Origin of the sequence: Pseudomonas sp. LH1G9, assembly GCF_002949975.1 — a bacterium.
GTDB classification, from domain to species: Bacteria; Pseudomonadota; Gammaproteobacteria; order Pseudomonadales; family Pseudomonadaceae; genus Aquipseudomonas; species Aquipseudomonas veronii.
Map to the genome: position 1 here is coordinate 159,780 of NZ_CP026880.1, position 23,408 is coordinate 183,187.

General features: G+C 62.4%; 22 protein-coding genes. 9 read left to right on the forward strand and 13 right to left on the reverse strand.

Annotated elements, in window-relative coordinates; genetic code table 11:
• Positions 1-2: 2 nt before the first annotated feature.
• The 3 genes from C5F70_RS00755 to C5F70_RS00765 all read right to left on the reverse strand — a co-directional run bounded on the left by C5F70_RS00755 (position 3) and on the right by C5F70_RS00765 (position 1,414).
• Positions 3-410, reverse strand: a complete 408-nt coding sequence (locus tag C5F70_RS00755) for a translation initiation factor 2 (protein WP_046382271.1) — start codon at positions 408-410, stop codon at positions 3-5.
• A gap of 106 nt (positions 411-516) precedes the next feature.
• A complete protein-coding gene (locus tag C5F70_RS00760) occupies positions 517-816 on the reverse strand; it encodes a YciI family protein (protein WP_046382272.1) in 300 nt (99 codons plus the stop codon).
• Position 817: 1 nt separating this feature from the next.
• Positions 818-1,414: a septation protein A gene (locus C5F70_RS00765; RefSeq protein ID WP_104902576.1), complete on the reverse strand. Its 597-nt coding sequence runs from the start codon at positions 1,412-1,414 to the stop codon at positions 818-820.
• An 87-nt stretch (positions 1,415-1,501) separates the two neighbouring features.
• On the opposite strand from C5F70_RS00765, the gene C5F70_RS00770 reads away from it, so the two are divergent.
• The 5 genes from C5F70_RS00770 to rluB all read left to right on the forward strand — a co-directional run bounded on the left by C5F70_RS00770 (position 1,502) and on the right by rluB (position 6,301).
• Positions 1,502-2,365: a PHP domain-containing protein gene (locus tag C5F70_RS00770; RefSeq protein WP_026140053.1), complete on the forward strand. Its 864-nt coding sequence runs from the start codon at positions 1,502-1,504 to the stop codon at positions 2,363-2,365.
• A gap of 13 nt (positions 2,366-2,378) precedes the next feature.
• Positions 2,379-3,008, forward strand: coding sequence for an L-threonylcarbamoyladenylate synthase (locus tag C5F70_RS00775; protein ID WP_017847159.1), 630 nt, complete (start codon positions 2,379-2,381; stop codon positions 3,006-3,008).
• A gap of 120 nt (positions 3,009-3,128) precedes the next feature.
• Positions 3,129-3,827: a ScpA family protein gene (locus tag C5F70_RS00780; protein WP_169850570.1), complete on the forward strand. Its 699-nt coding sequence runs from the start codon at positions 3,129-3,131 to the stop codon at positions 3,825-3,827.
• Positions 3,828-3,839: 12 nt separating this feature from the next.
• A complete protein-coding gene (scpB, locus tag C5F70_RS00785; protein ID WP_046382275.1) occupies positions 3,840-4,766 on the forward strand; it encodes an SMC-Scp complex subunit ScpB in 927 nt (308 codons plus the stop codon).
• A gap of 290 nt (positions 4,767-5,056) precedes the next feature.
• Entirely contained in the window at positions 5,057-6,301 is a 1,245-nt protein-coding gene (gene rluB / locus C5F70_RS00790) for a 23S rRNA pseudouridine(2605) synthase RluB (protein ID WP_017847162.1), read from the forward strand.
• A 111-nt stretch (positions 6,302-6,412) separates the two neighbouring features.
• On the opposite strand, the gene C5F70_RS00795 is transcribed toward rluB, so the two are convergent.
• The gene (locus C5F70_RS00795; RefSeq protein ID WP_017847163.1) at positions 6,413-7,372 is read right to left on the reverse strand and encodes a hypothetical protein; all 960 of its coding nucleotides are present in this window, start codon (positions 7,370-7,372) and stop codon (positions 6,413-6,415) included.
• A 73-nt stretch (positions 7,373-7,445) separates the two neighbouring features.
• A complete protein-coding gene (locus C5F70_RS30750; protein ID WP_003175756.1) occupies positions 7,446-7,583 on the reverse strand; it encodes a hypothetical protein in 138 nt (45 codons plus the stop codon).
• Positions 7,584-8,231: 648 nt separating this feature from the next.
• On the opposite strand from C5F70_RS30750, the gene C5F70_RS00800 reads away from it, so the two are divergent.
• Together C5F70_RS00800 and arfB are read left to right on the forward strand one after the other, a co-directional pair.
• Entirely contained in the window at positions 8,232-9,647 is a 1,416-nt protein-coding gene (locus tag C5F70_RS00800) for an amino acid permease (RefSeq protein WP_102617889.1), read from the forward strand.
• Positions 9,648-9,757: 110 nt separating this feature from the next.
• Entirely contained in the window at positions 9,758-10,171 is a 414-nt protein-coding gene (gene arfB / locus C5F70_RS00805) for an alternative ribosome rescue aminoacyl-tRNA hydrolase ArfB (protein ID WP_017847165.1), read from the forward strand.
• On the opposite strand, the gene C5F70_RS00810 is transcribed toward arfB, so the two are convergent.
• The 4 genes from C5F70_RS00810 to C5F70_RS00820 all read right to left on the reverse strand — a co-directional run bounded on the left by C5F70_RS00810 (position 10,168) and on the right by C5F70_RS00820 (position 12,325).
• Complete coding sequence (locus tag C5F70_RS00810; RefSeq protein WP_104902577.1) at positions 10,168-11,364, reverse strand: MFS transporter; 1,197 nt, start codon at positions 11,362-11,364, stop codon at positions 10,168-10,170. The genes arfB and C5F70_RS00810 overlap by 4 nt on opposite strands.
• Positions 11,365-11,467: 103 nt before the next feature.
• The gene (locus tag C5F70_RS00815) at positions 11,468-11,650 is read right to left on the reverse strand and encodes a hypothetical protein (RefSeq protein WP_046382277.1); all 183 of its coding nucleotides are present in this window, start codon (positions 11,648-11,650) and stop codon (positions 11,468-11,470) included.
• Between the two features lie 74 nt (positions 11,651-11,724).
• The gene (locus tag C5F70_RS30890; protein WP_017847168.1) at positions 11,725-11,853 is read right to left on the reverse strand and encodes a hypothetical protein; all 129 of its coding nucleotides are present in this window, start codon (positions 11,851-11,853) and stop codon (positions 11,725-11,727) included.
• A 160-nt stretch (positions 11,854-12,013) separates the two neighbouring features.
• A complete protein-coding gene (locus tag C5F70_RS00820) occupies positions 12,014-12,325 on the reverse strand; it encodes a DUF962 domain-containing protein (protein WP_017847169.1) in 312 nt (103 codons plus the stop codon).
• A 160-nt stretch (positions 12,326-12,485) separates the two neighbouring features.
• On the opposite strand from C5F70_RS00820, the gene C5F70_RS00825 reads away from it, so the two are divergent.
• On the forward strand, positions 12,486-13,544 hold the full coding sequence (locus C5F70_RS00825; RefSeq protein ID WP_102617886.1) for an AraC family transcriptional regulator: 1,059 nt from the start codon (positions 12,486-12,488) through the stop codon (positions 13,542-13,544).
• Here C5F70_RS00825 and C5F70_RS00830 read toward each other — a convergent pair.
• The gene (locus C5F70_RS00830) at positions 13,501-14,955 is read right to left on the reverse strand and encodes a TrkH family potassium uptake protein (RefSeq protein WP_017847171.1); all 1,455 of its coding nucleotides are present in this window, start codon (positions 14,953-14,955) and stop codon (positions 13,501-13,503) included. The genes C5F70_RS00825 and C5F70_RS00830 overlap by 44 nt on opposite strands.
• Positions 14,956-15,112: 157 nt before the next feature.
• On the opposite strand from C5F70_RS00830, the gene C5F70_RS00835 reads away from it, so the two are divergent.
• Entirely contained in the window at positions 15,113-19,348 is a 4,236-nt protein-coding gene (locus tag C5F70_RS00835) for a dermonecrotic toxin domain-containing protein (RefSeq protein WP_177410544.1), read from the forward strand.
• A gap of 78 nt (positions 19,349-19,426) precedes the next feature.
• On the opposite strand, the gene C5F70_RS00840 is transcribed toward C5F70_RS00835, so the two are convergent.
• The 3 genes from C5F70_RS00840 to C5F70_RS00850 form a co-directional block, all read right to left on the reverse strand.
• Positions 19,427-20,770, reverse strand: coding sequence for an imelysin family protein (locus tag C5F70_RS00840; protein WP_079444574.1), 1,344 nt, complete (start codon positions 20,768-20,770; stop codon positions 19,427-19,429).
• 127 nt (positions 20,771-20,897) lie between these two features.
• Positions 20,898-22,949 (reverse strand): bifunctional diguanylate cyclase/phosphodiesterase, encoded by a 2,052-nt coding sequence (locus tag C5F70_RS00845; RefSeq protein WP_017847174.1) that lies wholly within the window; start codon positions 22,947-22,949, stop codon positions 20,898-20,900.
• Positions 22,950-23,152: 203 nt separating this feature from the next.
• Positions 23,153-23,335, reverse strand: a complete 183-nt coding sequence (locus C5F70_RS00850; protein WP_017847175.1) for a hypothetical protein — start codon at positions 23,333-23,335, stop codon at positions 23,153-23,155.
• Positions 23,336-23,408: the final 73 nt, after the last annotated feature.

A 23,408-nucleotide genomic window follows, 5' to 3' on the forward strand; every position in this document is an offset into this window, starting at 1 on the left:
ACTCAATTTAGCCATTGTCGACGGCGACGGTGCCCACCGCTGGCGAAGATCCCGCACAGCAAGGCGATCAGCGCGACGGCTGCGCCGGTGACAAACCACTGCTGCTGCTCGGTCAGCCATCGGGTCAAGCCGCCGCCCTGTGCCTCTTTGAGTTGCTGGGCCAGGCGTTGGTTCTCTTGGCGCAAGCGACTCAACTGGGCACTTTCACGCGCAGCATCCGTGGTTTGCAGTTGCTTGCTCAGTTCTTCACGCAGCCGTTCGCTTTCTTTCAAGCGTTGCTGCAATTCGGTGATCTGGCTGCCGGCGCTCAAGGACAGGGGCGTAGAACTGCCGGTGCTTGAGGTTTCTTCAGCGTGGGCCGTAGCCCCGATCATTAACACTGCCAACAGACACAACTGACGTAAGCGCATCGGAACTCCTGATTCCACACGAATATTCAGAACGTTGTCGGCAGGTTACCCAGAATAATGAGCAATTAGGAGTGCGCCGAACCGAATTGGTTCGGCGCAACCGGGGTCAAGGCAGGACTTGCTTGAACGGTTTGATCACCACGTCCGCGTAGACGCCGGCCGCTACATACGGGTCAGCCTTGGCCCAGGCCTGGGCATCGGCCAGGGACGCGAACTCGGCAACGATCAGGCTACCGGTGAAACCGGCGTCGCCCGGGTCGTTGCTGTCGATCGCCGGGAGCGGGCCGGCCAACACGATGCGGCCTTCGGCCTGCAGTACTTTCAGGCGCTCGACGTGGGCCGGGCGCGCGGAGAGGCGTTTTTCCAGCGAGTTGGCAACGTCGGTGGCAATGATGGCGTAGAGCATGTCAGTCCTCGGTTTTCGGCGAAGTGGGGTCGGTGTCATGCAGGTGGCGCGACAGGTAGATGCCTTGGCCGACCAGGAACAATACGGTCATGCCCAGGCTGCCGAACACCTTGAAGTCGACCCAGTAGTCCTGGAAGGTGAAGGCCACGAACAGGTTGGCGGCGCCGCAGAACAGGAAAAACACGATCCAGGCCATGTTCAGGCGGGTCCATACCGGCTCCGGCAGGGTCAGGGCGTGGCCCATGATCCGCTTGATCAACAGGCGGTCGCCAATGAAGTGGCTGCCGATAAACGCCAGGGCGAACAGCCAGTTCACCACCGGGGCTTTCCATTTAAGGAAGGTTTCGCTGTGGAAGGCCAGGGTCAGGCTGCCGAAGACCAGGCAGGCGACCAGGGTCAGCCATTGGCTTTTTTCGAGTTTGCGCTGGGAGATGAAGATGGCGCCGTAGACCACGATGGAGCTGATGATCAGCACGGCGGTGGCGCTGTAGATGCCTCCGAAGGTCAGTTCATGGCCGGCGAGATCGATGACCCTGGGGTCGAGTTTGTAAACGATGAAAAACAGCAACAGCGGGATGAAGTCGATGAATTGTTTCACAGTAAGAGCCAGAAGCTGGATGTGGCGGCATAATAACAAACATCCTTGGTAGCGAAAGCGCCACCTGACTTGAGGTTACACACTTCCGTGAATGTTGATTTGCACTGCCACAGCACGGCCTCCGATGGCGCCCTGGCGCCCGCGGTGCTGGTTGCGCGTGCGTTTGAAAAAGGCGTGCGAGTCCTGTCGTTGACCGACCACGATACCCTCGAAGGCCTCGACGAAGCCCGCGAAGCCGCCCAGGCCCTGGGTATGCAACTGGTCAACGGCGTGGAATTGTCCTGCACCTGGGGTGGCGCCACCATTCATGTGCTTGGCTACGGTTTCGACCAAAAAGCCCCGCCGCTGGTGGAGGCCGTCGCCCAATTGCGCGATGGCCGCTGGCTGCGCTCCGAAGAAATAAGCCGCAAGCTCGGCCTCAAAGGCATGTCCAACGCCCTCGACGGCGCCCGGGCCATCCAGCAGGAACTGGGCGACAGCGGCAACGCACCGGCCCGGCCGCATTTCGCCGATTGGATGGTGCGCGAAGGGTTTGTCCGGGACCGCGCCGAAGCCTTTCGCAAATGGCTGGGCGCCGGCAAGCTGGGCGACGTCAAGCAGCACTGGCCGACCTTGGACGACACCGTCGAGACCCTGCGGGCCTCCGGGGCCTGGGTCAGCCTGGCACATCCCTGGCATTACGATTTCACCCGCAGCAAGCGTCGCAAGCTGATTGGCGACTATATTGGTGCGGGCGGCCACGCAATTGAAGTGGTCAACGGGCATCAACCCGCCGAACAGGTCGGCAGCCTGGCGATTCTTGCCCGTGAATTTGGTCTGCTGGTCAGCGCCGGCAGTGACTTTCATGGCCCAGGCGGCTGGTCCGAGATCGGCGAATATCGCCCGGTCCCGGAAGACTTGCCGCTCTTGTGGGGGCGATTCAAGCATGACCCCATTATTGCCACCGTCTGAACAGGTAGAGCACGTGAGTCAATTCTTCCAGATTCATCCGGAAAACCCTCAGCCACGCCTGATCAAACAGGCCGTGGAGATCATTCGCGCCGGTGGCGTGGTGATCTATCCAACGGATTCGTCCTACGCCATCGGTTGTCAGATCGGCGACAAAAACGCGGTCGAGCGTGTCAGACGCCTGCGTCAGTTGGACGACAAGCACAACTTCGCGCTGATCTGCAGCGACCTGTCCCAACTGGGCCTGTTCGCCAAGGTCGACACCGGCACCTTCCGCCTGCTCAAGGCCCACACGCCGGGGCCGTACACCTTTATTCTCAACGCCACCCGCGAAGTGCCGCGCCTGCTGCTGCATCCGAAGAAGCGCACCATCGGCCTGCGCGTGCCGGAACACCCGATTGCCCTGGCGCTGCTGGCCGAGTTGGGCGAGCCGCTGATGAGCGTGTCGCTGATCATGCCCGGCGCCACCGAACCGCTGGAAGACCCCTACGAAATGCGCCAACTGCTGGAAAAACACGTCGACCTGATCATCGACGGTGGTTTCGGCGGCGGCAAGGCGTCCACCGTGATCAACCTGGCCGACGGCGACCCCGAAGTGATCCGCGTCGGCTGCGGCGACCCGGCGCCGTTTATGGCCGAGGCCTGAATGTCGGCCGTGGAAACCGTCGACAGCCAGGCCGGCGCCCAGCAGGAACTGCCGTTTGCCATGGTATATGGCCAGGCGGTCATGGAAATGCCGCTGGACCTGTACATCCCGCCGGATGCCCTGGAGGTGTTCCTCGAGGCCTTCGAAGGCCCGCTGGACTTGCTGCTGTACCTGATCCGCAAGCAGAACATCAACATCCTTGACATCCCGGTGGCGGAAATCACCCGCCAGTACATGGGCTATGTCGAGCTGATGCAGTCGGTGCGCCTGGAACTGGCCGCCGAGTACCTGGTGATGGCCGCGATGCTCGCCGAGATCAAGTCGCGCATGCTGTTGCCGCGCTCGGAGACGATCGAGGCCGAAGAGGACGACCCGCGCGCCGAACTGATCCGACGCCTGCAGGAGTACGAACGCTTCAAGGCCGCCGCCGAAGGCATCGACGGCCTCAGCCGCGTGGGCCGCGATGTGGTGGTGCCCAAGCTCGATGCGCCGGAAGCCCGGGCGCGCAAGCTGTTGCCGGACGTGAGCCTGGAGGAGTTGCTGATGTCGATGGCCGAGGTACTGCGCCGTGGCGACATGTTTGAACACCACCAGGTCAGCCGCGAGGCGTTGTCGACTCGCGAGCGCATGAGCGATGTGCTCGAACGCCTCAAAGGCGGCGGTTTTGTGCCGTTTGTCGAGCTGTTCACCGCCGAAGAAGGGCGCCTGGGGGTGGTGGTGACCTTTATGGCGATCCTTGAGCTGGTCAAGGAATCCTTGGTCGAGCTGGTCCAGAATGAGCCTTTTGCGGCTATCCACGTGCGGGCGCGAGCCGAATAACGAGCTGAATCGATGAATCTGACTGAACCCCGCGAACTGGCCCCGCTGCTGGAGGCCTTTCTTCTGGCCTCGGGTAAGCCGCAATCCCTGGAGCGCCTGTTCGAACTCTTTGAAGAGGCCGAGCGTCCTGAACCGCCGGTCTTCAAGAAAGCCCTGGAGATCCTGCGCAAGTCCTGCGACGGCCGTGCCTTTGAACTGCGCGAAGTGGCGTCGGGTTATCGCCTGCAGATACGTGAGAAGTTTTCCCCATGGGTCGGCCGCTTGTGGGAAGAACGCCCGCAGCGTTATTCCCGGGCGATGCTGGAAACCATGGCACTGATCGCCTATCGCCAGCCGATCACTCGCGGTGAAATCGAGGACGTGCGCGGTGTGGCGGTCAACAGCCATATCGTCAAGACGTTGCTGGAGCGCGAGTGGATTCGCATCGTCGGTTACCGCGACGTGCCCGGCAAACCGGCGATGTTCGCCACCACCAAGGTGTTCCTCGACCACTTCAACCTGAAAAACCTCGACGACCTGCCGCCCTTGGCCGAATTGCGCGAGATGGAAACCGAGCCGGAACTCGACTTCGACGACGCCCCGGTCCCGGCGAGCCTGCAGGAACTGGCCGATGCCACGGCCGAGCCGGAAGAACCGAAGGACGAAACCAGTTTCCATACCTTGTTGCTGGAACTGGACGACATGGAGCAGGGGATCAAGACCGACTTCGATGACTTGCTGCGTGATGGCGCGGCCGAGCCCGAAAGCCAGGTGAATGTTGAAGTCGAGCCAGAGCCCGAAGCGGAACCTGAGGAAGACATCCTCGGCGTCGCCCAAGCCCGCGAAAAACTCCTGGCCGCCGTCGCCGCCCTCGAACAGCCGCCGCTGAGCGACGAAGAGGACGAAGCCCGTGCCCTGGCCGAAGCCATCGAGGCCGAGCGCCGCCAGCTCGACGACTGACGACCACCTTGTAGGAGCGAGCTTGCTCGCGAAAAACCCAAGAACACCGCAGACAACCAGATTCCCCGCGTTATCGTTGACGATTTTCGCGAGCAAGCTCGCTCCTATAGCCGGTGGGCACCACCGGTCGGCGGAAAAACCACCGACTCGGCACTTATCGACTAGCCTCTGATGCGCAACGCGCGCCATGCGCGTATGATTCGCGACCCTTTGCCGATGTATTCGGCCAAAGCCCCGCTTTCAACACTCTTCAGGCCACGCCTGAATCGACCCACCGGGAGGTGCTTAAGATGAACGATAAAGACCAGAACGACAGCCAGGAAATCGGCCCAGCAGGCGAAAAACTGCAAAAGGTGCTGGCGCGTATCGGCGTGGGCTCGCGCCGCGACGTCGAAGCCTGGATCACCCAGAAGCGCATCAAGGTCAACGGCGTCGAGGCCACCCTCGGCCAGCGCGTCGACCTGCACGATGCAATCACCATTGATGGCAAGGTCATCAAGCGTGAAGAGGCCGCCGAATCGGTGCGCCGCGTGATCATGTACAACAAGCCCGATGGCGAGATCTGCACCCGTGACGACCCGGAAGGCCGTCCGACCGTGTTCGACAAGATGCCAAAGCCCAAAGAAGGCCGTTGGATCAACATCGGCCGTCTCGACATCAACACCACCGGCTTGCTGATGTTCACCACCGACGGTGAGCTGGCCAACCGCCTGATGCACCCGTCCTACGAGATGGACCGCGAATACGCCGTGCGTGTGCGTGGTGAAGTCGATGACGAGATGATCGAACGCTTGAAAGCTGGCGTCGTCCTCGAAGACGGCCCGGCCAAGTTCACCGACATCAAGCAAGCACCCGGCGGCGAAGGTTTCAACCACTGGTACCACTGCGTGGTGATGGAAGGTCGCAACCGTGAAGTGCGTCGCCTGTGGGAATCCCAGGGCCTGGTGGTCAGCCGCCTGAAGCGCGTGCGCTTCGGTCCGGTGTTTCTCAACTCCGACCTGCCGATGGGCCGCTGGCGCGAAATGAGCCAGTACGAAGTCGACATCCTCAGCGCCGAAGTCGGCCTGACGCCGGTCGCGATGCCGCAGATGAACGCCAAGAGCAAAGACAAGCTCGAACGCATGCAGCGTAAATCGTCGCGCCCGGTGGCCCGCACCGAACGCGTTGCCCGCACCCTGCGCCCGGCGCTGGATGCACCGGCTACCGGCGGGCGGATTTCCCGTGAGCCGCACATTGAAGGCGAGCGTCGTCCCACCGCGCCATCGCGTCAGGAAGGCGAACGTGCGCCACGCACGCCGCGTCCTGCCGGCCGTGGCGAAGCGCCAAGCGGTGGTCGCGGTAATCGCGGTGAAGCCGGTCGCGGTGCGCCCGCAGGTCGCCCGGCCGACAACGCCAGCACCAAGCGCCCAGCCAAGCCCGCGCCGAACAAGCGCCCAGGCCTGAAACTGGTGGCGGACGAGCCGTCGGGCAAGCGCCGTGGCGCGCCGGCCGGTTCCGGTCAACGCCCGGGTTTTGGTCGCAAGAAACCGCAGTGATGTAACGGCTGCATAAAAACGCCAACCCTCGGGTTGGCGTTTTTTTTGGATCTGCATTTGCAATGCCATCAACTGTGGGAGGGAGCAAGCCCCTCCCACAGTTGGATCTGATCAGAACGCAAAGGTGCCATCGAACACCGGCTTGTCATCCAGCGCCAACACCCCGCTGGCGAAGATCAAATCCAGGTGATGACTGCCTTTCTGCCCGCCACCCAACCCAAGGTGCAGGCCGCAGTGACGCTCTTCGAACCCGGCGTTGCGCGCATACAGATCCTTGACCCCTTCATTGGTACCGATCCCCAGTTCCTCCACGCGGCGGTTCGATGGGTTGGCGTTCAGGTACTTGTTGAAATCGTCCGCCAGCCCCGGGACGTCGCTGGCGACACTGCAGATGGTCGAGTTTTCGATCCACAGCTCCAGCGGTGATTGCAGCACGCCATATTTACGGGCGAAGGGGATCGTGCTGAGGAAGGTGCCGACAAACCGCACCTGGCCGTTGATGGCTTCGCTGTGGGTGGCGATCTCGCCGGGGGCCAGGTCGTGGTTGCCGATGCCGTTGATATTGGTCCACTTCTTGATGCTGCTCAGCGGTGCTCGCAGGCGTGAGCCGTGCCGATCGCTGAAGCTCAGCACCGAGGCCTGGGACATGCGTCGGATCAGCGTGGCGTTGAGGTCGGCGATGCGTTGCGGCTCGACGCTGAAGGTGTCGTAGAAGTAGTCGCCGTAGTCCTTGAACAGCAGGGATTTTTTCCAGTGCTCGGCCATTACGCCATGCAAGGCGCGGATAAAGTCCGGGCCTTCGGCGCGGGGGTTGGGCAGGGTCGAGGCGTCGTAGAAAAACAGGTACAGGTCGCAGGTTTCGATGGCTTCGGCCAGGGTGTCGCTGGCGGCCAGGTCCAGGCGCTGCACCTGGAAGTTGAAGCGGGCGGCGCTGCCGAGGCTGATCGCCTGGGCAATCGCCTCGTAGCGTTCGGTATGGCCCAGCAGCACGGTCGGCCGGCTCAAGCCGCTGAGGGCCGGATGGTGGGCGAGGTAGTAGAGAAAGTGTTCGACGGCGCGGGCCTTGTCCATGACGGGTGTCCTTGTGTGCCTTGGGTAAGGGGGCAGGTGCAGCGCACTGCACCTGCCGGATGCCTGCCGAGGGTTAGAACGGCCACATCGCGGTGCCAAAAGGCACCACAGCATCGGCTTGCATCATTTCAACGGCGGCCTCATGGGTCGGCGCTTCAAACCAATCGTCGAGTTGCAGTTCGGTTTCCAGGTCGTTTTCCAGTGCTTGCATGGTGTATCTCCTAGAGGACGTTGTTTGAGAACGGCTTACCCGCGGGCTTCGCAGGGCAAGTGAAAGAACCTAGGTGAGAGTGTTTCGGAATGCAAAAATTTTATTGACACGGTCTCATTTGGATTTTTTGTTCTGTTTTTGACGCGCCATTTTTTCCCCATGCAAAACAGCGCACTGGGGCAGGCGAGTGTTCGGATATGTCCTACCGCCAATTTTTTGTGAACTGACAGATACTGGCTGGGTGTAACGCCGATTTTCCGCGCTGTAACGATTGATTTACGCAAAAGGCCTGCGGTATTGGGCCGGTGCCGTGCTGTAAGGAATACCTGACAGATTGTCGCGGAGGCTCGCGAGGGCCGTCCGCAAGCGGTCGAGCGGTGTACAATGCGCCGCGTTTTACTGTGACCCCCTTGCGTAACCGCGCAAAAGGCCAAGACCTCAGGGTTAATCCACCCTGATCACTCCGCCTGGCCACGAGCCAGACGGGTTCGATTTCGTCACAGATAAAAACAAACAGGTGACGCATGACCGATAGAACGACGCTGTATTCCTGGTGCCTGCGCTGGGGTTTGAGCGGCGCTGCTTGAGTCGAACAACAAGGCAGCAACCTGCATTCAACATCATCAAACCTTGCGTGAGAGCCTTTTCATGAGTGGACCCGATTCCTCTTCAGGCGAACTGAAACGTGGCCTGAAAAACCGTCATATCCAGTTGATCGCCCTCGGTGGCGCCATCGGCACCGGCCTGTTCCTGGGTTCGGCCGGGGTGCTCAAATCCGCCGGCCCGTCGATGATCCTGGGCTATGCCATCTGCGGCTTCATTGCCTTCATGATCATGCGCCAACTCGGCGAAATGATCGTCGAAGAGCCGGTAGCCGGTTCCTTCAGCCACTTTGCCCACAAATACTGGGGCGGTTTCGCTGGCTTCCTGTCGGGCTGGAACTGCTGGATTCTGTACATCCTGGTGGGCATGTCGGAGCTGACGGCTGTCGGCAAATACGTGCATTACTGGTGGCCGGAGATTCCGACCTGGGTGTCGGCGGCGGCGTTTTTCGTGTTGATCAACCTGATCAACCTGGCCAACGTCAAAGTCTTCGGCGAGGCCGAGTTCTGGTTCGCCATCATCAAGGTGGTGGCCATCGTCGGCATGATCGCCCTGGGCAGCTACCTGCTGGTCAGCGGCAGCGGCGGCCCGCAAGCCTCGGTGAGTAACCTGTGGGAACACGGCGGCTTCTTCCCCCACGGTGTCGGTGGGTTGGTAATGGCCATGGCGCTCATCATGTTTTCCTTTGGCGGCCTGGAAATGCTCGGCTTTACCGCGGCCGAAGCCGACCAGCCACGCACCGTGATCCCCAAGGCGATCAATCAGGTGATCTACCGCATTCTGATCTTCTACATCGGCGCCCTGGTGGTGCTGTTGTCGCTGACGCCGTGGGACAGCCTGCTGGCGACCCTTAATGCGTCCGGCGATGCCTATAGCGGCAGCCCGTTCGTGCAGGTGTTCTCGATGCTCGGCAGCAACACTGCCGCGCATATCCTCAACTTTGTGGTGCTGACCGCCGCGCTGTCGGTGTACAACAGCGGCACCTACTGCAACAGCCGCATGCTGCTGGGCATGGCCGAGCAGGGCGACGCGCCGCGGGTGTTGGCGAAGATCGACAAGCGCGGTGTGCCGGTGCGCTCGATCCTCGCCTCGGCGGCGATCACCCTGGTGGCGGTGCTGATGAATTACCTGATCCCGCAACACGCGCTGGAACTGCTGATGTCGCTGGTGGTGGCCACGCTGGTGATCAACTGGGCGATGATCAGCTTCTCCCACTTCAAGTTCCGCCAGCACATGAACCGCACCGGCCAGGTGCCGTTGTTCAAGGCGCTGTGGTATCCGTATGGCAATTACCTGTGCCTGGCGTTCGTGGTGTTTATCCTGGTGATCATGCTGATGATTCCGGGGATTCAGGTCTCGGTGTATGCGATCCCGGTGTGGGTGGCGTTCATGGGGCTGTGTTACTGGATCAAGAACAAGCGCCGCGCGGATCAGCGTCTGGCGATGGCCGCGCTGGAGTAACCCTTCGATGCTGTTGAGCAAACCCGGCCGCGTGCCGGGTTTGTCGTTTGAAGGGATGGGCGGGGCGCATTCGCGTATCCTTGGGCTCCCCTTAGAGGAACCCGTTGCTCATGCTGGTGATTTCCAACAACGTCCACTTGCCCGACGCCGAGATCGAGCTGACCGCCATTCGCGCCCAGGGCGCCGGCGGGCAGAACGTCAACAAGGTGTCGAGCGCGGTGCATCTGCGCTTTGATATTCCGGCCTCGTCGTTGCCGGAATTCTATAAGGAGCGCTTGCTGGCACTGCGCGACAGTCGGATTACCAGCGACGGCGTGCTGGTGCTCAAGGCCCAGCAATACCGCACCCAGGAACAGAACCGCGCCGATGCGCTGGAGCGCCTGGTGGAGTTGATCCTCAGCGCCACCAAGGTGGAGAAGAAACGCCGCCCGACCAAACCGACCCTGGGCTCGAAGAAACGCCGCCTCGAATCCAAGACCAAGCGCGGCAGCATCAAGGCCGGGCGCGGCAAGGTCGACTTCTAGGCGTCGCGCGCCTCGCGGGCCTTGGGGGCTTGCCGGTACAGGTAGACACTCAGCAGCAACCCGACCAGGGCGGCGAGGGCGGCGAACAGGAAGATCGACGCAAAGCCAAAGCCGGCCGCCACGGCCCCGGCCAGCGGGCCGGTGATCCCCAGCGACAGGTCGATGAACAGCGAGTACGCGCCCACCGCCGAACCCCGGCTGGACGCAGGCACCAGATTGACCGCCTCCACTCCCAGCGCCGGAAACACCAAAGAAAAACCGAAGCCGCTCAACGCCGCGCCCGCCAGTGCCCACGGCGCATCCGGCGCCAGCCACAGCAGCAGCAAGCCCAGCACCTCCACCGACAGGCAGGCGATCGCCACGCGAAAGCCGCCGATGCGGTTGATCAAATTGCCGAACAACAGGCGCGCGCCGATAAAACTGGCGCCGAACAGGCTCAGTGCCCACACCGCGTTATCCCAATGCTGGGTGGTGTAATACAAGGTGATGAAGGTGGCGATGGTGCCAAAGCCGATGGAGCCCAGCGCCAGTGCGCAACCGTGGGGCAATACCCGGCCCAGCACATTCATGAAAGGCAGGCGCACCCCGGCGACAATTGGTGCCGGCTCTTTGCGCCACGCCAGCAGCAGGCCCACCGCTGCCAGCAGCAGGATACTCACGCCCATGCTCCACAAGCCGAGGTGACGCACCAGCAGCACCCCCAACGGCGCGCCGACCGCCAGGGCGCCATAGCTGGCGATGCCGTTCCACGAGATGACCTTCGCCGTGTTCGCCGCCCCCACCCGGCCAATGCCCCAGCCGATGGCGCCCGAACCTACCAGGCTTTCGGCACTGCCCAGCACCAGGCGGCCGATGAGCAGGCTGCCCAGGCTCAGCGCCGGCAGGCTGGAAAACCACGCCGCGAGCAACATGAACACGCCGCTCAGGCCGCAGCCCGCCAGGCCGATCAGCACAGCGCGCTTGCTGCCCAGGTTATCGATGACGCGCCCGGCATACGGCCGGCTCAGCAGGGTGGCGAGGTATTGCACACTGATCACCAGCCCGGCGATCACCGCGCCAAAGCCCAGCTCACTGTGGACATAGCCCGGCAACACGGCCAGGGGAATGCCGATATTCAGGTAGCCGATAAAGGTGAACAACACGATGGAAACAACTTGCAGCGTGACCGCCATGGGGCGCTGGGTATCTGGCATGGGAAGGGTCCACTGTCGCAGCAGGTAAAGATAGGCTGCTAATGATACCGATGCTTTGGCCCGCGCAGGGCAGTAAAAAGCCAAAACGTCGGTCTAAACCGCGTCAGGACCGGGCAGGGGCGAGCAATTGCGTGGTGACCAGGGCGGCCAAGGCGTTTTCCTGGGTGCCGAAGCGCTTGAGCAGCAGGGCCTGTTTGTCCGCGTTGAGACGGTTCCATACGTCGACCATCTGCAGGGCAGTGTCGAGTATGGCGGCGTTGGGGCTATCGGAGTGGTTGTCGGTCATGGCGGGTATCTCGGGAATTTCAGGCAGTGTGGAAAGCGCTCAAAGGTGCGCTTTCCACACGGTCTGGTACGGCGTCAGTCCTGGCTTTCGCGGTCGACTGGTTTTGCTTCTTTGGCCTCAGGCTGCTTGTCGCCGGCCTGCTGCGGTGTTGGCTGCTCTGTTGGGTGCAGGCTTGGGAAGGGGAGATTAGGTATCTCGTGCATCGTCGTCGCTCCTCGCAAAGTCTGTTTTTTCAATCGCAGGTGATTCCGCGCTCTCAAAAAGCCTTGGCAGGATACAGCACTGTAAATGACAAAAAGACTTTTATATCGACGGACGGACAAAGCGTCATCGTTAAAGCACAAGTGACCAGACGTCGCACGGCTAGAACGGCACTTTGCCCAGGATCATGTCGCGGTACATCACGAAATCCCCGAGCAGGCTGTAGAACGGATGCTGGAAGGTCGCCGGGCGGTTCTTTTCGAAGAAGAAGTGGCCCACCCAGGCGAAGCCGTAGCCGGCGATGGGCACCGCAATCAGCAGGCCGAGGGCGCCTTTGCCCAGCACATACGCCAGAAGCCCAATCACCAGCGTGGTGCCGATAAAGTGCAGGCGCCGGCAGGTGCTGTTGCCGTGTTCTTTCAGGTAATACGGGTAAAACTCGGCGAAGCTATTGAATTGCTTGGTATTTCCCACGGTGGTCGGCCCTCTGATTGTTATGCCGTCGAACAGTTGTTCGGCGGGGAGCTTATTTGAGTCTAGAGTGATCAGTGGTAACAGCCAGTGACATTAGATGCCACTTTAGTATCCTTGCCTTCCTGGCTGCGGTTTCAGCCTGCTTTATTAAGAAGACGCCATGAGCGAACGAACAACTTCTGCAAGCTGGGCGATGGGGATAGTCAAGGCACTGGAAATGGACGGCCTGGATTGCCAGGTGTTGTTCAAACAATTGGGCCTGGACTATGCCGCCCTCAACGACCCCGATGCGCGCTTTCCGCAAGACTCCATGACGCGGCTGTGGCAGCGTGCCGTGGAATTGTCGGGCAACCCCGCGATTGGCCTGAACATGGGCAAAGTGGTGCGCCCGGCGTCGTTTCACGTGACCGGTTACGCGCTGATGTCCAGCAACACATTGGCGGAAGGCTTTATGCGCCTGGTGCGCTACCAGCGGATCATCGCCGAAAGCGCTGACCTGAGTTTCCAATTATTACCCGAAGGCTATGCGCTGATTCTGACAGTACATGGCGATCACCTGCCGCCCACCCGGCAAAGCGCCGAAGCCTCGCTGGCCTGTGCGCTGGCGCTGTGCGGTTGGTTGACCGGGCGTACCCTGCAACCGCGCAAGGTGCTGCTGCAAGGTGAGCAACCCGCCGACCTCGCGCCCTACAAACAGGCGTTCCATGCGCCCCTGGAGTTCAACGCGGCCTATGACGCGCTGATTTTCGAGCGCGCCGACATGGAGGCGCCGCTGCCCACCGCCAATGAGGCAATGGCGCTGCTGCACGACCGGTTTGCCGGTGAATACCTGGCGCGCTTCTCCGAAAGCCGCGTGACCCACAAGGCGCGGCAGGTGCTGTGCCGCCTGTTGCCCCAGGGCGAACCCAAGCGCGAAGTGGTGGCCCAGACCCTGCACCTGTCCCAACGCACGTTGCAGCGGCGTCTGCAGGAAGAGGGCACCAGTTTCCAGACCCTGCTGGACGACACCCGCCGCGAACTGGCCGAGCAATACCTGGCGCAGCCGAGCATGACCCTGCTGGAGATCGCCTACCTGCTGGGCTTTGCCGACCCGAGCAACTTCTTCCGCGCCTTCCGCCGCTGGTTCGACGCCACGCCCGGCGAGTACCGCGCGCGGTTGCTGGATACGTCGACGGTCAGTGACGCCAGAACGCCGGGATGCACAGAACAAAGACTGTAATGATTTCCAGCCGGCCGAGCAGCATGCCCAGCGCCAGGATCCACTTGGCCGCGTCCGGCAGGCTGGCGAAGTTGCCGGCCGGGCCGATGGTTTCGCCCAGGCCCGGGCCGACCCCGGACACCGTGCTGGCGGCGCCGGTCAGCGCGGTCATCCAGTCCAGGCCGAGCAGCGACAAGGCCAGGGCGATCATGCAAATGGTGATGGCGAAGAAAAACGAGAAGGTCAGGATCGAACGCACGATCTCTTCGTCGAGGCGGTGGCCGTTGTACTTCTGCTTGATCACCGCGCGCGGGTGAATCAACTGGTTCAAGTTGGCCTTGAGCAGGATATAGGCGACCTGGAAGCGGAAGATCTTGATCCCACCCGCCGTTGACCCCGAGCAACCGCCGATAAAACCCAGGTAGAAAAACAGCATCAGTGAGAAATTGCCCCACAGGCTGTAGTCCCCCAGTGCAAAACCGGTCGTCGTCACCACCGACGTCACGTTCAGGGCCACATGGCGCAGCGCATCCAGCCAGTGCAGGTTGGTGGTCCACCAGTACCAGGTGCCGAGCACCAGCCAGGTCATCAACAGCAAGGCGAGCAAACCCTGCACCTGCTGATCCTTGATCAACGCCCGGCGGTTGCCGCGCAACGTGGCGACGTACAGGGTGAACGGCAGGCTGCCGAGGATCATCACCACCACCGCTACCCAATGCACCGCCGGTTGTTTCCAGTGCGCCAGGGACTCATCGGAGGTGGAAAACCCGCCGGTGGAAATCGCCGACATCGCATGGTTGATCGCATCGAACAAGCCCATCCCGGCCCACCAGAACGCCAGGCTGCCGAGGATGGTGATGCCCACATACGCCGCCACGATCAGCCGCGCCACCATGTGCGAACGCGGCATGACCTTTTCCGAGCGGTCCGAGGACTCGGTCTGGAACAGGCGCATGCCACCAATGCGCAGCAGCGGCAGGATCGCCACCGCCATGCCGATAAAGCCGATCCCGCCGAGCCAGTGCAGCAGCGAACGCCACATCAAAATGCCGGGCGACATGGTGTCCAGCCCGCTCAACACCGTGGAACCGGTGGCGGTGATGCCGGACATGCTTTCAAAAAACGAGTCGGTGTAGCTGATGTTCTGCGTCAGGAAAAACGGCAGCGCGGCGAAGATGCACACCACCACCCAACTGCTCACCGTCAGCAGGTACATGTCCCGGGGACGCAGGTGGATATGTTCCGGGCGACCGGGAATCACCAGGGCCAGGCCGGCGATAAAGGTAATCAGGCTGGCCCACAGGAACGACGGCAGGTCGCTGGTGCGTTCGAAGATCACCAGGATGACCATCGGAACGACCATGGCGATCGCGAGGGTGATCAGGAAGATGCCGATGATGAAGCCAATGATGCGAAGGGTCGGCAACGCCATGAAGTCTGCTCGGGTGACAGGGGAAGGGCGCCATTCTACCTGGGGTGCAGGGCATGTAAACCTTGGCCGCCGATCGGCGGCGCGTAGCTATGTAGCGCATGGTTCAGGGGGGGCTTAGGCACGATGGGTCGGTATGTTTCCTATTCGAGAGGCCACCATGCCGTCTGATTTATTGTTATCTGCACCGCCAACTGTCAAGGACGCCCCGCAACAGGTTGCGTTGCGCGAACAGTTAATGGCGCTCGACCGCCAGATCGCCGAGCAGTTTCAGTCGCCACCGACGTTCCATTCATTTGTGCAGCATGCGTTCGAGCAAGCATTCCCGACCTTGACGCCCAGCCTCGATGTGCGCCACGCCTTCATCCGACTGCCGGAGACGTCCATCCCGCCAGCGACGTCAGAGGCGCAACCGCCCACCGAGGCCGAGTTGCTGCCCACGCTGTTCGATGCGGTGGTGCAACGTATCACCGCTGGCCAGCCAGCGAGTTATGCGGGGCGCATGGCGACCCTGCATCGGCTGCCGGCGACGGGCGAAGCGCTGCTGCCCTTGAGCGGTATCACTCCGGCCGGGCTGGATAAATTCCTCGACCGCCTGGCCGCCGGTCTGAGCGCTTCTTACAGCGCTTTCGTGCAAGCCTTCTGGACGCGCGCACGCAGCCTGACCGATGCGCGCACGCAGAAACAATGGTTGGTGCAAACCCGTATCGAACTGCTGAAAACCGAAGTGGCGCTACTGGCTGCCGACCGCCTGCTCAGTCCCGCCGACCAGGACCTGTTCGCCCTGGTGCTGCGTCACCCGCACGCCCAGGCACGACAGGCGCTGCGCGCTGACCGGCCGTGTGTCTACGCGGTTGCCCTCAAGGGGGCATCCGGCGCTGCGGACCTGACCTTGCGCGGCGCCTTTGTGCTGACCTCCAGAGGCCCGGAACAAGCCGTGGTGAGGGCGCAGGAGGCGGTCGAGCCGGCCCGGGTGCGCCCCGTGGACCCAAGCATGAACGTCGGCACGCTGCTGCTGTTTCTGCCGGACTCCGGGCTTGAAGCGTTTGACTCCCTGGCCAGCCTGGATCGGGAGCTGCATCGGCGTTTGAACCACCCCGTCGAATTCGCCGCGGTGCTCGCTGGCCTGGCGGTGGCGGATCAGGCGCAAGGCTTGGCCCTGCATCGTCAGCTCAAGACCACGGGGCAGGTGGTCTACCACGAACAGCTTGAGTCGCCGTTCGTTGAGAGTGTCGAGGCGCAATGCCGGTTGATGCTCGACAACTTCACCTCAACCCTGTCGCGCTACCCGTCACCGGTCGACCCCATCGAAGTGGCTGAGCTGCCGCAGGTGCTGGACCGGGTCACGGACCCCGGTCGCCTTTTCAGTGCTGGCGGGGTGTTGTGGGGCCGCGAAATCAAGCGCGGGCAGGCGCAGCTCCGAACCTTTCTGCATGACGCATCCCCCGCCGATAAACAGGCGTGGCGCGCCGCGATGGCCGATTATTACGAGCTGCTGTCGCGCCTGCCGGACGCCGAGGGCTTGCCGTCGCTGGCGCAATTCAGTGATAAACCGACGCTGCTGGCATACGCCAACCAACAGCTGCGCATTCGCCTCAAGGCTGACTATGCACTGGACATCGACCCCGACACTGTCCGCGTACACACCAAAGAACCGTTCGTGCCGGCGACTGTCGTGGTTCCGGGCGCGCCTGCTCCGGCGCCGCGCGAGCCCGGTACAGCGTTGTTCCGGCAGCGAAGCCGCACGCTGACCGAACTGGCCCTGGAGAATCTCGGCGGGCTGGATTTCAACTTCACGCACTTTTCCAGGCTCAGTGAAAACACGCGCAAAAAGCCTGATGAAGCACTGCTCCCCGAAGATCTGGAGGCGGCCCCGGCCTATGACGGGCTGACCCTGCAACAGGTCAAGGATCTGGTGCGCGCGGTCAATGTCGGACAAGGCTACGACACCTTTCTGAAGGACCGCCTTATCACCTCGCCGGCTGCGCTCGCGCAAAAACACACCTATGGCCAAGTCATGCGGCGGCAACTGCGTCTCGACGCCATCGAGGCCAAGATCCACGGCGACTTCCTCCCGGACCGCCTGGCCCGTGGCTTCAATTGGGTGCGGGCGGTGCTCGATGCCCCCGTCGACAGTGATCGGCGCGAGCGCGTCGACGGGCATCGGATTCTCGTGCAGCACTTGAAACTGCGCGGTCAGCGCGTGCGCGGGGTACTGCTGTTCGGCACGGCCGCCGCCGGGGTCGGCTCGATCGTTGTGTACACCCCGCAGGCGCCCGACGGTCGCGTGTTCCACGAGTACGCCAAAGACCGCCTGATGAGCGACTTCATCATCAACAGCAGCTGGCGCGCCTACCTGCTGGGGCGCGTGGAGCGGGCCTTCGAGCCTCACGTCCGCGCCGTGCTCAGGGGCCGCGGCGACGTGTCGATGGTGAGCCTGAGCCGAATTGCCGACGACTTCTTCGAGGAGGCTTATGAGGCTGAAGCGAACTGCGTGATCAACGACGCCGCCGCGCAAGCGAAGAGCACCCGGCAAGTCGACATCGAAACCGGCCTGAACGTCGCCACCGTGGCCTTCGACGTGCTGTCCATGGTGCTGCCGGTCAGGATCATGTTGCCGATCGGTTTGGCGCGCAGCCTGTTTTCGGTGTTCAACGCCGTCGAGGCGCTGGACCTGGGCGACCGCGCCGGTGCCGCACAGTCTTTCGTGCGCTCGCTGGGCGAGCTGGTCGGTGCGCTGGTGGACGGCGCGGTCGGCGCCCGCGCACCGGTGGCGGGCTCCCGGCCAAGGGCGTTGCCGGCGGAGATGGCGCTGGGGAAAAAGCCCGACGGCGTGGCGCCGTTGGCCGGATGGGAAGGCCAGGGCGTGTATCACGCGCCCTCGAACGCCGCGGGTGCCCAGCACTACTTCCTCAATGACGGTGGGCGTTGGTACTCGATCCTCGATGACGGCGACAAAGCCGCCTGGCGGCTCAGGGACGCACGCAAGCTGACGCAATATCACTACGCGTCGATTCGGCGGAATGCGTCGGGGCAGTGGGAAATAGGTTCCCATCCGCTAGCCGGACTCAAGGGCGGCAACGCGCCGGAGCGTGCCCTCAGGGACCTTTACCCTCGGCTGGATGAGGTGCAGGCCAGACGCGTGTTTGAGTCGTTCAACTTCCCGGCGGGGCGCGAAATCGAATATCGGCTGGCCCTGGTCGAAAACCTGCGGCTGAGGCTCTCCACGGCGGCCTTCGAGACCTATCTGAACGTACCGCTTCTGCGGTTTCAGTGGCGTCTGGACGGGATTGATCTGCCAGACCTGCCGGTGGTGGCGACCCGCCATCCGCCACCCGCCGAGCTGCCACCGAGCCTACCGACGCCACCACGCGCCAGTACCCGTGTCGCGGCGCCCGAGGCCACGGTGGTGCGTCCTGCAAACGAACAATTCATCGAGTGGGGCAGAACCCTCGACGTGGCCGAACTCGAGGTGGTGGATGCGACACGGGGCATCTATCGGCGGGTTGCCGGTGATCCGCAGTGGCTGGGGCAGGAATACATCAAGATGGACCAGCGCTATTTCGCGATTTTGCCCCGCGACCCCAGCGCGCCCAACGACGTATTGATTCGTGACCCGAGGCGGCCGGCCATGCATTTCCTGGATCTGGAAAACCTGCTGCTCTCCGGCATTTACAATCAGCCCCGACAGGTGAAGTTTGCCACCGGTGACGGGCTGTGGGTCGTCGCCAGTGGCGTGGCCTTGAAAAAACTGGTCACCGCCTATGTGCGCGAGGCGTTTGCGCTGTTGACCACCCGCAGCCAAGTCGAACTCGCCCAGATCCTGTTCAATCGGGCCAACCCGGGGGGCTTGACCCAACTGGGCCTACGCTCGCTGATACGCACCCTGCGGGACTGGCAGTTCTGGCTGCCCACGGCGCAGGGGCGGTTGGCCGATCCGTTTTCGTTGCTGCCGCCCACCCACACGCTCAGCGACGGCAGTTGGCTGTTACCGACCGCGCCCGGGCATTACCGCCGCCTGGACTTTCGTCCGGAGCCCGTCGCGGTGCCGCTGTTCAACGCGCTCCCGCCCGGCTCGGCCGGCCGGTTGCGGAGCTTGATGAGCGAGGTGGTGAGCCGCTGTCGCTACGGCGTGCTTGGCGGCTATGACGTTGCCGGCGAGCTGCTGTTCCGGCGTGCGGGGGATGTCAGGCTGTATTGGTTGAGAACGCGGCGTGTGGTCGGTGAGCGGATTGCCGCCGACGCCCAGGTTGCGCCCTACCGCAGCTTGATGGATGAGCCGACGCGAACCCTGGTCGCCCAGGCTGAGGCCAGTCATAACCTGGTACCGCTGATCGGCGGCATCCAACTGACGACGCCCATCGCGTCGCCGCAGATTTTTATCATTCGGGTGTAATGCCTTCGACTGCGGGCGTAAAAAAAATGCCCCGAGCGAGTCGGGGCATTCTTTATGGCACTTAGGCGTCGGCAGTGATCAGAACTCGTGATCAGCGCTATCCGGGTTCAGGTCGCTGATCCCCAGCTTGCCGGCAGCCGCTTCGATCGAGCCGGTCTGCTTGACCAGTGCGGCGATGGCGTCCCGCACGACCTGGTTGCCCGCGTCGTTACCCGCAGCGATCAACTGGTCGTAGTGCTCACCCTTGTTGGCGTGGTCAACCATGACTTGGATCTTCGCTTCGGTCGCCGCCAGGTCCGCTTTCAACGCGGCGTCGGCGGCCGGGTCGGCCTTGGCCACCAGGGATGACAGGCTGGCGCCGGTCATTTTGCTGCCGTCAGTGCGGGTGTACTCGCCCAGGTAGACGTTGCGGATGCCCTTGGCGTCGTAGAAGTGCGAGTTGTGGGTGTTGTCGCTGAAACAGTCCTGCTCGTCTTCCGGCGAGTTGGCTTCCAGGGACACCTTCATGCGCTCACCGGCGAGTTCGCCGAGCGACAGGCTGCCCATGCCGAACAGCATTTTGCGCAGGCCGTCGGTGGCCGGTTCGGCCTCCAGGGTGGCGCGGTAGTTGTCTTCGACGTTGGGTTTCCAGTTGCCGACCATTTCTTCCAGGTCGCTGACCAGCAACTGCGTCACGGCGCGCAGGTACGTGCGGCGGCGCTCGTTGTGGCCACCGGTTGCACCGTCGCCGGTCATGTAGTCCGACGCAGGCCGGTTGCCGGCGCCCGGGCCGGTGCCGTTCAGGTCCTGGCCCCACAGCAGGAATTCGATGGCGTGGTAGCCGGTGGCGACGTTGGCTTCGGAACCGCCCAGCTCATTGAGGCTGGCGAGTTTTTCCGGGGTGATGTCCTTGACGTCGACCTTGTCTTCGCCGACCTGGATCTCGGTGTTGGCGATGATGTTGGCCGTGGCGCCAGGGTTGCCCAGCGCGTGCTCGTAGGATTTGTCGGTGTAGTCGATCAGGCCTTCGTCCAGGGGCCAGGCGTTCACTTGGCCTTCCCAGTCGTCGATGATGGTGTTGCCGAAGCGGAACACTTCGCTCTGCAGGTACGGCACGCGCGCGGCGACCCAGGCGGTACGGGCGGCTTTGAGGGTCTCGTCGTTCGGGTTGGCGAGGAAGGTGTCGATCGCGGTTTGCAGGGTTTTCGCGGTGGACTCGGCATCGCTGTACACCGCGAACACCATGTCAGCGTAATGCGCGACCACGGCCTTGGCGGCGGTTTCGTCGACCTGGCCGGCAGGGGTGGCAGCCGCCGGAGCGGCAGTGCTGGCGGCCGGGGTCGGCGCCTGGGGCGCGGCGGCCTTGTCTTTACCTTCGCCGCAACCGGCGAGCGAAATGGCAATGGCCAACAGACTGGCGGTGGCCAGGGGCATACGAATCATGGCGAACATCCTGCATCGGTCGTTGATAGGGCGCGCGGGGGCCGCGCAAAACTGCAACATAATGCGAAAGATTTGCATTTTCTGTAAAGGGTTATACGAGGGAAATCTCAACTATCGTTTGGTCGTGTCAGAGAATGGCCGCGTTATTGCGTTCGGCCTGCTTCAAATACGCCGCCAATTCCCGTGCCGGCAACGGTTTGCTGTAGTGGTAGCCCTGACCTTCATGGCAGCCCTCGGAGATGATGTAAGCCTCCTGTTCCGCGGTTTCCACGCCTTCGGCGATCACCTGCATGCCCAGGCTTTTACCCAATTGGATAATCGCGCGCACGATGGTGGCGTCGTCGTCATCGTCGAGCAGGTCCTGCACGAAGCTCTTGTCGATCTTGATCTTGTCCAGCGGCAGGCTTTTCAGATAGCTCAAGGATGAATAGCCGGTGCCGAAGTCATCGATGGCGATCAGCGCACCGGAGCGGCGCAGGCTCAGCAGGTGCTGGGCGGCGGTGCTGATGTCTTCCATCAGGCCGGTCTCGGTCACTTCCAGTTCCAGGCTGCGCGGTGGCAAGCGATAGATCTGCATCAGGTTATTCACCACCCGTGGCAATTCGGTGTGGTGCAGTTGCACGGTGGACAGGTTGACCGCCATGCGCAGCTCGGTGAAGCCCTGGTCGTGCCATTCGCGCAATTGTCGACAGGCCTGGTCGAGCACCCATTCACCGATCGCGATAATCGTGCCGTTCTGTTCCGCCAGGGGGATGAACAAGTCTGGCGGCACCAGGCCGTGTTCCGGGTGCTGCCAACGGATCAACGCTTCGACGCCGACCACACGGTGGTCGCGGTAGCTGATCTGCGGTTGGTACACCAGGTAAAACTGGTTGCGGCTCAAGGCGTCGCGCAGGTCTTTCTCCAGTTCGCGGCGTCGGCGCATTTCACTGTCGACACTGGCGATATAGAACTGATAGCGGTTGCGCGAACGGCTCTTGGCCAGGGTCATGGTCTGTTCGGCTTTTTGCAGCAGTTTCTCGGTGCTGTCGCCGTCTTCCGGGAACAAGGTGATGCCGATGGTGGCGCGCAGGCGAATCTGCTCGCTGTCGAGGGCAAACTCCGCTTCCAGGTCATCGAGGATGCTTTGCGCCAGTTCGGCGGCTTCGTAGGGCTGATCGATATCGGCCTGCACCAGGGCGAACTGGTCGCCGCCGAGGCGGGCGAGGGCGCCGAGGCGGCCGCTGTGGGCGCGCAGGCGATCGGCCAGGGCCAGCAGCAGTTTGTCGCCGGCCTGGTAGGTGAACTGCTCGTTGACGCTTTTGAAGTCATCCAGGCCCACGCACAACACGGCGACGCGGCGCTGCCGACGGCCGGCGTCGATCAGGATCTTGTCCAGTTGCTCCTGCAGTTTCTGGCGGTTCGGCAGGCCGGTGAGAAAGTCGTACTGGGCCATGCGCAGCAGGCTGGATTCCGCTTCATGGCGCAGGTGGGTGTTGCGTTCGATGGATTCGAGCAACTGGTTGGCCGTATTGATCCACAGCCCCAGTTCATTGCGTTCGTGGCCCTTGAGCTGGGGGATCTTGTGTTCGCTGGGGCGGTCGGGGTTGATCGAGGTCAGGTGCTCGATAATCCGCGACAGCGGCTTGGTCAGCAGCCAGTGATACACCAGGTACAGCACCAGGCCCATGGCCAGTGCGCGCAGCACCCCGGAAATAAAAATGATCACCGAGCTGACAATGAAACCCTTGCCGTAGGTGGCCGTGTCGAGCGTGATGCTCAGGTCGCCGTAATACTCGCTATAGGGGCCTTTGCCGACCAGGGCGGTGGTGAACGTGCGCTCCTGGCCGAGAATCAGGTCGGTCAACCAGCGGCTGGAGGATTGCTGCAAGGCGCGGTTTTTTTCCGCGAGCATGGTTTCGTTGGGATGGCCGATGGAGGCCATGCGGACCGCGTCGTCCTGAAACAGACCTTCGATCACCTGCATGCCCATCTCGCGGTCCAGGCTGTAGACGGCCTGGGTCGAGGGGTCGCGAAACATGTCGAGGATGCGCTGGGCATCATCGGCCACGGCCTGGCGCGTCTTGTAGGCATCGAAAACGATCTGCGCCACGCTCAGCGCCACGCCCACGATCAATGCCGACAGCAGCACAACCCGTAGCAACTTCACCGACAAGCTGTTTTTGAGTTCCAGCTTCAAAGGGGCATTCCTTGTCTCATGCGGGTGGCCTTCAATATGCCATGAGTATTGGCAATCTGGTGATGGCAGTCAAAGGAACATTGCGGCGCGATGCTCCATGACGCCATGGTGGGCCGGTCTGTTGCGGGCGGGGTCGTCATGCGAGGGGGGAATTCAAGTGATGGCGGACTGATTTTGCTCCGCCACCGTTCACGCTTTCCCAATCAGAATTTGATTTGCTGCTGTTGATTCGTTGCGCTGCCGGCAGCACTCGTTGCGTTTTTCAGAAGGTCTTTTGCGACATTCATGGCCATACCGGCGGCTTGTTCAGCCAACGGCATTAGCACGGGGGCGAGTGCTGCGGCTGCGGAGGCTGCTGCTCCTAATCCTGCTGCGCCTGCGATCATAAGTTAATTCTCCGACGTTGAATGAAAGGGACATTCCTCTCACTGCCTGGGTGGCAATTTCCGCGCAGTTGGT